General features: G+C 69.0%; 9 protein-coding genes. All 9 read left to right on the top strand.

Translation table 11 applies throughout. The features are described 5' to 3' along the window. The first annotated feature begins 211 nt into the window (after positions 1–211). The 9 genes from clsA (at position 212) to AC0682_RS29420 (ending at position 8,678) form a co-directional block, all read left to right on the top strand. Positions 212–829, top strand: a complete 618-nt coding sequence (gene clsA / locus AC0682_RS29380) for a cardiolipin synthase ClsA (RefSeq protein ID WP_478536202.1) — start codon at positions 212–214, stop codon at positions 827–829. A 108-nt stretch (positions 830–937) separates the two neighbouring features. Then, positions 938–3,433, top strand: a complete 2,496-nt coding sequence (locus tag AC0682_RS29385; protein WP_478536204.1) for a sugar phosphate nucleotidyltransferase — start codon at positions 938–940, stop codon at positions 3,431–3,433. Positions 3,434–3,533: 100 nt separating this feature from the next. Continuing rightward, on the top strand, positions 3,534–4,448 hold the full coding sequence (locus AC0682_RS29390; RefSeq protein WP_254813042.1) for a DUF881 domain-containing protein: 915 nt from the start codon (positions 3,534–3,536) through the stop codon (positions 4,446–4,448). Further along, a complete protein-coding gene (locus AC0682_RS29395) occupies positions 4,445–4,777 on the top strand; it encodes a small basic family protein (RefSeq protein ID WP_003970459.1) in 333 nt (110 codons plus the stop codon). Before AC0682_RS29390 ends, AC0682_RS29395 begins: the two co-directional genes overlap by 4 nt. A 5-nt stretch (positions 4,778–4,782) precedes the next feature. Further along, complete coding sequence (locus tag AC0682_RS29400) at positions 4,783–5,604, top strand: DUF881 domain-containing protein (protein ID WP_478536206.1); 822 nt, start codon at positions 4,783–4,785, stop codon at positions 5,602–5,604. 190 nt (positions 5,605–5,794) lie between these two features. After that, complete coding sequence (locus tag AC0682_RS29405) at positions 5,795–6,580, top strand: FHA domain-containing protein (protein ID WP_254813044.1); 786 nt, start codon at positions 5,795–5,797, stop codon at positions 6,578–6,580. Positions 6,581–6,621: 41 nt separating this feature from the next. Next, positions 6,622–7,365: a transcriptional regulator FtsR gene (gene ftsR, locus AC0682_RS29410; protein ID WP_254813045.1), complete on the top strand. Its 744-nt coding sequence runs from the start codon at positions 6,622–6,624 to the stop codon at positions 7,363–7,365. A 53-nt stretch (positions 7,366–7,418) separates the two neighbouring features. Then, entirely contained in the window at positions 7,419–7,892 is a 474-nt protein-coding gene (locus tag AC0682_RS29415; RefSeq protein WP_006123076.1) for a bifunctional nuclease family protein, read from the top strand. Between the two features lie 168 nt (positions 7,893–8,060). Continuing rightward, the gene (locus AC0682_RS29420) at positions 8,061–8,678 is read left to right on the top strand and encodes a MerR family transcriptional regulator (RefSeq protein WP_070202474.1); all 618 of its coding nucleotides are present in this window, start codon (positions 8,061–8,063) and stop codon (positions 8,676–8,678) included. The last annotated feature ends 144 nt before the right edge of the window (positions 8,679–8,822 follow it).

Here is an 8,822-nt window from a genome sequence, read left to right on the forward strand (position 1 = left end):
GCAGGGGGGACCCTGTGGGAGAGTAGGACGCCGCCGAACAATTTTTCTGGGAAAGCCCCGTACCGTATGGTGCGGGGCTTTCCTGCGTTCTGAACCTGATGCCCCGGGGCTCGCTCCGCTTCTGCCCCGCATACCCCTGTGCGGGTGGCGACGGGGGGTGAGGGTAAGGTCGGGGGGCATCATTCGCACGTTCTTCACAGGAGGCCCCCGGGTGGAGGTCCAGGAGACTCGGGTCCAGACGGATCGGGTCCTCACCATCCCCAACATTCTCAGCATGGCTCGCCTTGTCGGGGTACCGCTCTTCCTGTGGCTGATCCTTCGCCCGGTGTTCGGCGGCCCCAACAGCGACGGCTGGGCGCTGCTGGTGCTGATGCTCAGCGGTATCAGTGACTACCTGGACGGCAAGCTCGCCCGGCGGTGGAACCAGATCAGCAGTCTGGGCCGGCTCCTGGACCCTGCTGCCGACCGGCTCTACATCCTCTCGACCCTTCTCGGTCTCACCTGGCGCGAGATCCTGCCGCTCTGGCTCACCGCCGCCCTCCTGGCCCGTGAGCTGATGCTGCTCGTGATGGTGGCAATCCTGCGGCGCCACGGCTATCCGCCTCCGCAGGTCAACTTCCTCGGGAAAGCTGCAACCTTCAACCTGATGTACGCCTTCCCCTTGTTGCTGCTCAGCGACGGGAGTGGTTGGCTGGCTGCTGTGGCCGCCGTTTTCGGATGGGCGTTCGCAGGATGGGGTACAACTCTGTATTGGTGGGCAGGGATCCTCTACGTGGTCCAGGTCCGCCGACTCGTCAAGGCGGATGCAGTAGCCGATGCAGCTCGTTGATGTGGTGCCGTGCAGTGTGGCCGGCCCCTGGCCTGGTGTCTTGAGTGCGTGATACTCCGACGGGCGAAATCGGCTGACCGTCGTCTCTTCTAGGAGGACGTTTCCGACATGAAGGCCGTCGTGATGGCTGGTGGCGAAGGCACACGCCTGCGCCCCATGACCTCGAGCATGCCCAAGCCGCTCCTGCCCGTGGCCAATCGGCCGATCATGGAGCATGTACTGCGGCTGCTCAAGAGGCATGGGCTCAATGAGACCGTAGTGACCGTCCAGTTCCTCGCCTCCCTCGTGAAGAACTATTTCGGGGACGGCGAGGAGCTCGGGATGGAGCTCACCTATGCCAACGAGGAGAAGCCACTCGGCACCGCGGGGAGTGTGAAGAACGCCGAGGAGGCGTTGAAGGACGACACCTTCCTCGTCATTTCCGGTGACGCGCTCACCGACTTCGATCTCACCGATCTCATCGCCTTCCACAAGGAGAAGGGCGGACTCGTCACGGTCTGTCTGACCCGGGTCCCCAATCCGCTGGAATTCGGCATCACCATCGTGGACGAGAACGGTCAGGTCGAGCGCTTCCTGGAGAAGCCGACCTGGGGCCAGGTCTTCTCCGACACCGTGAACACGGGCATCTACGTCATGGAGCCCGAGGTCTTCGACTACGTCCAGGCCGACACCTCCGTCGACTGGTCCGGCGATGTCTTCCCCCAGCTCATGAAGGAAGGCAAGCCGATCTACGGCTATATCGCCGAGGGCTATTGGGAGGACGTGGGTACGCACGAGAGCTATGTGAAGGCCCAGGCCGACGTTCTCGAGCGCAAGGTCGACGTCGAACTCGACGGCTTCGAGATCTCCCCCGGGGTCTGGGTGGCCGAAGGAGCGGAGGTCCACCCCGACGCCGTACTCCGCGGGCCGCTGTACATCGGTGACTACGCCAAGGTCGAAGCGGACGTGGAGATCCGCGAGCACACGGTCGTGGGCTCCAACGTCGTCGTCAAGACCGGTGCCTTCCTCCACAAGGCCGTGGTCCACGACAACGTCTACATCGGACAGCACAGCAACCTCCGAGGCTGCGTCGTCGGGAAGAACACCGACATCATGCGCGCGGCCCGGATCGAGGACGGCGCTGTCATCGGTGACGAATGCCTGGTCGGCGAGGAGTCGATCATCCAGGGCAATGTGCGGGTGTACCCGTTCAAGACCATCGAGGCCGGTGCGTTCGTCAACACCTCGGTGATCTGGGAATCCCGGGGCCAGGCGCATCTGTTCGGGGCACGCGGTGTCTCGGGCATTCTGAACGTCGAGATCACCCCCGAGCTGGCGGTCCGGCTGGCGGGCGCCTACGCCACCACCCTCAAGAAGGGGGCGACGGTCACCACCGCCCGTGACCACTCCCGAGGCGCGCGGGCGCTCAAGAGGGCCGTGATCTCGGCTCTTCAGGCCAGCGCCATCGACGTACGCGACCTGGAGAACGTACCTCTGCCCGTCGCCCGGCAGCAGACGGCGCGAGGGAGTGCGGGCGGCATCATGATCCGTACGTCGCCGGGCGTGCCCGACTCGGTGGACATCATGTTCATCGACGAGCGGGGTGCCGACCTCTCGCAGGCGCAGCAGCGCAAGCTGGACCGGGTCTACGCCAGGCAGGAGTACCGCAGGGCGTTCCCGGGGGAGATCGGGGACCTGCACTTCCCGTCCAGCGTCTTCGACTCGTACACCGGCTCCCTGCTCCGCAACGTCGATATCGCGGGTATCGCCGACTCCGGGCTCAAGGTCGTCGTGGACGCCTCCAACGGGTCGGCCGGCCTCGTTCTGCCCAGCCTCCTCGGGCGGCTCGGGGTGGACGCTCTGACGATCAACCCGGGACTCGACGAGTCGCGGCCCACCGAGTCCGCCGAGACCCGCCGCGCCGGTCTCGTACGCCTCGGGGAGATCGTCTCCTCGGCGCGGGCCGCCTTCGGCGTGCGGTTCGACCCGGTCGGCGAGCGGCTCTCCCTCGTGGACGAGCTGGGCCGGATCATCGAGGACGACCGGGCTCTGCTGGTGATGCTGGACCTCGTCGCCGCCGAGCGGCGCAGCGGACGCGTCGCCCTGCCGGTGACCACCACGCGCGTGGCCGAGCAGGTGGCCGCGTACCACGGCACGCAGGTGGAATGGACGACCACCTCGCCCGACGACCTGACCCGGGTGGGGCGCGAAGAAGCCACCATCTTCGGGGGAGACGGCCGCGGCGGGTTCATCGTTCCCGAATTCAGCAGTGTTTTCGACGGGACGGCCGCATTCGTCCGGCTGATCGGTCTCGTCGCGCGGACCCAGCTCACCCTGAGCCAGATCGACGCCCGCATTCCCCGGGCCCATGTGCTGCGCCGGGACCTCGCGACACCGTGGGCGGTCAAGGGGCTCGTCATGCGCCGCGTCGTCGAGGCGGCCGGGGACCGCAGCGTGGACACCACCGACGGTGTGCGGGTGGTCGAGGCGGACGGACGGTGGATCATGGTGCTGCCGGACCGGGCGGAAGCCGTCACCCACCTGTGGGCGGAGGGCCCGGACGACGCCTCGGCGCAGGCGCTGCTCGACGAGTGGGCCGCCGTGGTGGAGAGCGCCGGCGAGTGACCTGCTGAGGCCGGTGTGCCGGAACTCCCTGTCGGGGACGTTCCGGTGCACCAGTGGGGCCATTCGGCGGCAGCCGTGGTGACGTGCGACGATGTGCGGCATGTCGCAGCAGCCCCCCGATCGGAGCACACCCTCGCCGCCCGCGCGTCCCGACGCCTCGATGTCGCTGCTGACCAACGTGATGGACCACAGCCTCGACGAGGGGTACGCGGAGGCCTCCGCCCGCCGCAAGGCCGACGGGAGCGCCGGGCTGCCCCGCACGCTCAGGTCGAAGCTGTGGCTCGCCGCCGGTCTGGTGGTGGCCGCCCTGGTGGTGACGCTCGGCGCCGCCGAGGCGCGGATCTCGGCTCCGGTCGTCGCCAAGGAGCGCGAGGAGCTGATCGACCGGATCAACGCGGAGACGCGGGCGGCCGACTCCCTGGAGTCCGAGGTCGACGCGCTCCGCCATGACGTGAGCGAGCGGCAGCGCAAGGCCCTGGAGCAGCACGGTGGGGACCAGGGGGAGCTGGTGGCCTTGCTGTCCGGGGCGACCCCGGTGGAGGGGCCCGGGGTGAAGCTCGTCGTGGACGATGCCAAGAACACCGATCAGGGCGGTGGCGGGCCCCGTGAGTCGTCGAGCTTCGCCGACACCGGCCGGGTGCGCGACCGGGACATGCAGCGGGTCGTCAACGGCCTGTGGGAGTCCGGTGCCGAGGCCGTCGCCATCAACGGGCAGAGGCTGACGGCACTGTCGGCGATCCGTGCCGCGGGCGACGCGATACTGGTCGACAACCGGCCGCTGGTCCCGCCGTACACGGTGCTCGCGGTGGGGGACGGGAAGAATCTCGCCGCCGCGTTCCGGGACAGCGCCGACGGCCAGTACCTCAACGCGCTCAAGGAGAGCTTCGACATCCGCACCAGCTTGTCCGATCAGGCGAAGGTGCGGCTGCCCGCCGCCCCCAGCCTGATCGTCCGTACAGCAGAGCCGAAGGCCGCCGGCAGTGATGCGGCAGAATCAGGGAAGGGCACATCGTGATCGCCGTACTGGGCCTCGTCGTGGGAGTCGTGGTCGGACTGTTGGTCCGGCCCGAGGTACCGGCGGTGGTCGAGCCCTATCTCCCGATCGCCGTGGTCGCCGCGCTGGACGCGGTCTTCGGCGGTCTGCGGGCCATGCTCGACGGCATCTTCGTCGACAAGGTCTTCGTGGTGTCGTTCCTCTCCAACGTCGTCGTCGCCGCGCTGATCGTGTTCCTCGGCGACAAACTGGGTGTCGGCGCTCAGCTCTCCACCGGTGTGGTGGTCGTGCTCGGCATCCGGATCTTCTCCAACGCCGCCGCGATCCGTCGGCACGTCTTCCGGGCTTGAGGCCGATGAACCACGACGAGAACCCCCGCGGCGACCAGCCGGAGCAGCCGGAGACCGTCCCGCCCGCCGCTCCGGACGCCCCTGCGCGGCCGCCCGCGGCCGACGAGGTCTCCGGGCGTCAGAGGCTGCTGGCGGGCCTGTGGCCGCCGCGGCTGAGCCGGGCCCAACTCATCGTCGCCGTGCTGCTGTTCGGGCTCGGTCTGGGGCTGGCCATCCAGGTGCGGTCCACCGGGGACGACGGCGCGCTGCGCGGCGCGCGCCAGGAGGACCTGGTCCGGATCCTCGACGAGGTCGACGACCGCACCCAGCGCCTGGAGGACGAGAAGCAGCGCCTGGACGACCAGCGCACCGAGCTGGAGAACAGCTCCGACCAGGCCGAGGAGGCCCGGAAGCAGACGCTGGAAAAGGAACGGCAGCTGGGGATCCTCGCGGGTACGGTGGCGGCCCAGGGTCCCGGGATCACGCTGACGATCAGCGACCCGACCGGTGCGGTCGCGGCCGACAAGCTGCTCGACACCGTTCAGGAGCTGCGTGCGGCCGGGGCCGAGGCCATCGAGGTCAACGGCGTCCGCGTGGTGGCCGATACGTACTTCGCCGGTGAGGGCGGTGACATCCGGGTGGACGGCAAGAAGATCGAAGCACCGTACGAGTTCAAGGTCATCGGCAAGCCGCAGGACCTGGAGCCCGCCCTCAACATTCCCGGCGGTGTGGTCCAGACGTTGGAGAAGGAGCAGGCCACGGCCGTGGTGGAGCGCTCCGAGGACATCGTCGTCGATGCCTTGCGAGCGGCGAAGCGGCCTGACTACGCTCGGTCGTCGTCCCCGTGATCGCGCCGGGCCGGAGTGCCGGTGGACGAGGGCGGGGGGTTGCGGGGGGTCGGCGCACCGGATTGGTGGTGCGTGGTGGAAACTGTCGGGTGGATACGGACGTTGTGAGGATGTCCGGGTCGGCAGGTGTGTTCATTCAGGGTTCGTCCTGCCCCACGGGCGGGTCTATGTCGGTCAAGGGGAATCGCCCGTGAAGTTGTTTGCGAAGTTGTTCGGGAAGAGCGCACGCGAGGACAGCAACAGCGCTGCCCGCCACCGCGCTCCGCGCCACGGCCAGGGCGGGGAGCAGGAGGCGGAGCGTCCGCTCTTCCGCGATGAGGTGTCCGGTGGTGGTACTCCGGGTGGTCCCGGCGTGTCGTCCGTTGACCCCGCCGGTGCGGGGGCAATAGGTTTCGGCGAACCATCAGCCTCGAGTACGGGTGGAGGGTTCACCCCGGAGGGCTCGTCCATGCCGGTCTGTGCGAGGTGCGGCCACCGCAACGCGGAGGCCAGCCGATTCTGCTCCAACTGCGGTACGCCGCTGCGGGGCGGTGTCCCCGAGCGCGCCTCGGAGACGACGTCCACGATCTCCATCTCCGGTCTTGAGGCGTACGACGCCGAGGCGACGGGCCAGACGGCCCTGCCCTCGCTCTCCCCGGAGGCCCAGGCCGCCGTCGACGCGCTGCCCGGTGGCTCGGCGCTGCTGGTCGTGCGCCGCGGCCCGAACTCCGGCAGCCGTTTCCTGCTCGACAGCGATCTGACGACCGCCGGCCGTCACCCCCAGAGCGACATCTTCCTCGACGACGTCACCGTGTCGCGGCGTCATGTGGAGTTCCACAGGGGGCCGGACGGTAGTTTCACCGTGGGTGACGTCGGCAGCCTCAACGGCACCTATGTCAACCGTGAGCGCATCGATTCGGTCCTGCTGTCCAACGGCGACGAAGTCCAGATCGGGAAGTACCGCCTGGTCTTCTACGCGAGCCCGCGGGGCGTGTGACCAGCCCTCGGATCCGTCCGGGGGGATCCCCAGGAAGGCCCATGCTGCGAACACCGACAGGCGGTGCCGGTGACGGCGCCGCCACCGCGGACACGCGCTGGGTGAGCATCGGAACGGTGCTCACCCGGCTGCGCGAAGAGTTTCCGGAAGTCACGATCTCCAAGATCCGCTTCCTGGAGGCCGAGGGGCTCGTCGAGCCGCAGCGGACTCCGTCCGGCTACCGGAAGTTCGCTCCCGGTGACGTGGAGCGGCTGGCCCAGGTCCTCCGGATGCAGCGGGACCACTATCTGCCGCTCAAGGTCATCCGGGAGCACCTGGACGCCCTCGACCGGGGCGAGCAGCCCGTGCTCCCCGCGCCGGGCGCTCAGCGGGACCTCGGCGACGGTGTGTGGGAGGTCGGGCCCGGTGGGGCGACCGCGGCCCGGATCGGGCGTGCCGAGCTGCTGGCGGCCGCCCAGGTCGACGAGGAGGAGCTGGCGGAGTGGGAGTCCTACGGGATCGTCGTCGCGGCTCCCGAGGGCGGCTATGACGCCGAGATGGTGACCGTGGCGAAGCTGGTGGCCGATCTCGGACGCTTCGGTCTGGAGCCGCGCCATCTGCGGGCCATGCGGGCCTCCGCCGACCGTGAGGCGGGCCTGGTCGAGCAGCTGGTCGCACCGCTGCGCCTGCACCGGAATCCGCAGACCAGAGCCCATGCCGAGGCCACGGCGAACGAGCTGGCCGAACTGTCCGTACGGCTGCATGCCGCGCTCGTCCAGACCGCTCTGCGCAGCCGTCTGCACTGAGGTCGGCGGAGCCCGACTACCCAAACATGGCGAGCACGTCCTAGGGTTGCTGTGTGAACGAGCTCGACGTTGTCGGTGTCCGGGTGGAAATGCCCTCCAACCAACCGATCGTTCTCCTGCGTGAAGTGGGAGGCGACCGGTACCTCCCCATTTGGATCGGTCCTGGGGAGGCGACCGCCATTGCCTTCGCCCAGCAGGGCATGGCTCCGGCCAGGCCGCTGACCCATGACCTGTTCAAGGATGTGCTCGAGGCCGTGGGCCAGGAGCTGACCGAGGTCCGGATCACGGACCTCCGCGAAGGGGTCTTCTACGCGGAGCTGGTCTTCGCCAGCGGAGTCGAGGTGAGCGCCCGGCCGTCCGACGCCATAGCGCTCGCCCTGCGGACCGGCACGCCGATCTACGGCAGTGACGGCGTGCTGGACGATGCGGGCATCGCGATCCCCGACGAGCAGGAGGACGAGGTGGAGAAGTTCCGCGAATTCCTCGATCAGATCTCACCGGAGGACTTCGGCACGAACAGCCAGTGACGCTCCCGCAGGGGTGTCGTCAGCACATTCGATGAGCCTTTCCCGGGAGCCGGACGCGGGAAACCCTTCTCAGGGTGATTATCACTCGGCGTGCCGAGTGTGGCGATCGTTGACGCACCCCCAGTGACTGCCTACCTTCGAGTGGGCAGGTCAAGGACGGAGGTCGGCGTGAGAAGCAGCGGCGACGGTACGGCGGCGGGTGGGCCGTATCCGCAGCACGGCAGTGGAGCCGACCACGCCATCAGGCAGCCGGCAGCGCCGGCCGCGGTGGCGACGGACGGCGTGGCAGCGGCGAGCGATATCGGCTATCGCGGACCGACGGCGTGCGCGGCGGCGGGGATCACCTACCGCCAGCTGGACTACTGGGCGCGTACGGGGCTGGTGGAGCCGAGCGTCCGGCCGGCCTACGGGTCGGGGACCCAGCGTCTCTACAGTTTCCGGGACGTGGTCCTTCTCAAGATCGTCAAGCGGTTCCTGGACACCGGGGTCGCTCTGCAGAACATCCGTACCACGGTCCAGCACCTGCGGGCCCGGGGCTTCCAGGACCTCGAACGCATGACGCTGATGAGCGACGGGGCCACGGTCTACGAGTGCTCCTCGCCCGACGAGGTCGTCAGCCTCCTCCAGGGCGGTCAGGGCGTCTTCGGGATCGCCGTGGGCGTCGTCTGGCGGGATGTGGACGCCGCACTCTCCCAGCTCCACGGCGAGCGGGTCGACACCGGTGAGACCCTCATCGGCCACAACCCGGCCGACGAGCTGGCCCGGCGCCGCAACCGCGCCGGATGAGCGGCTGAACGGGCTGAACGGGGCGGGGGGGGGGGGAGGGGGAGGGGGGGGGGGGGGGGGGGGGTGGGGGGGGGGGGGGGGGGGTAGGAGGAAGAGGGCGGAGGGAGCGGCCGGGGCACGGAGAACGCCCGCAACCTCCTCAAG

The organism is Streptomyces sp. NPDC043746, from assembly GCF_056436485.1.

What these genes read in the sequence shown, in the direction of transcription:
- AC0682_RS29385 (WP_478536204.1), top strand. Translation starts at nt 938, where the DNA reads ATGAAGGCCGTCGTGATGGCTGGTGGCGAAGGCACACGCCTGCGCCCC.
- AC0682_RS29390 (WP_254813042.1), top strand. Translation starts at nt 3,534, where the DNA reads ATGTCGCAGCAGCCCCCCGATCGGAGCACACCCTCGCCGCCCGCGCGT.
- AC0682_RS29400 (WP_478536206.1), top strand. Translation starts at nt 4,783, where the DNA reads ATGAACCACGACGAGAACCCCCGCGGCGACCAGCCGGAGCAGCCGGAG.
- ftsR (WP_254813045.1), top strand. Translation starts at nt 6,622, where the DNA reads ATGCTGCGAACACCGACAGGCGGTGCCGGTGACGGCGCCGCCACCGCG.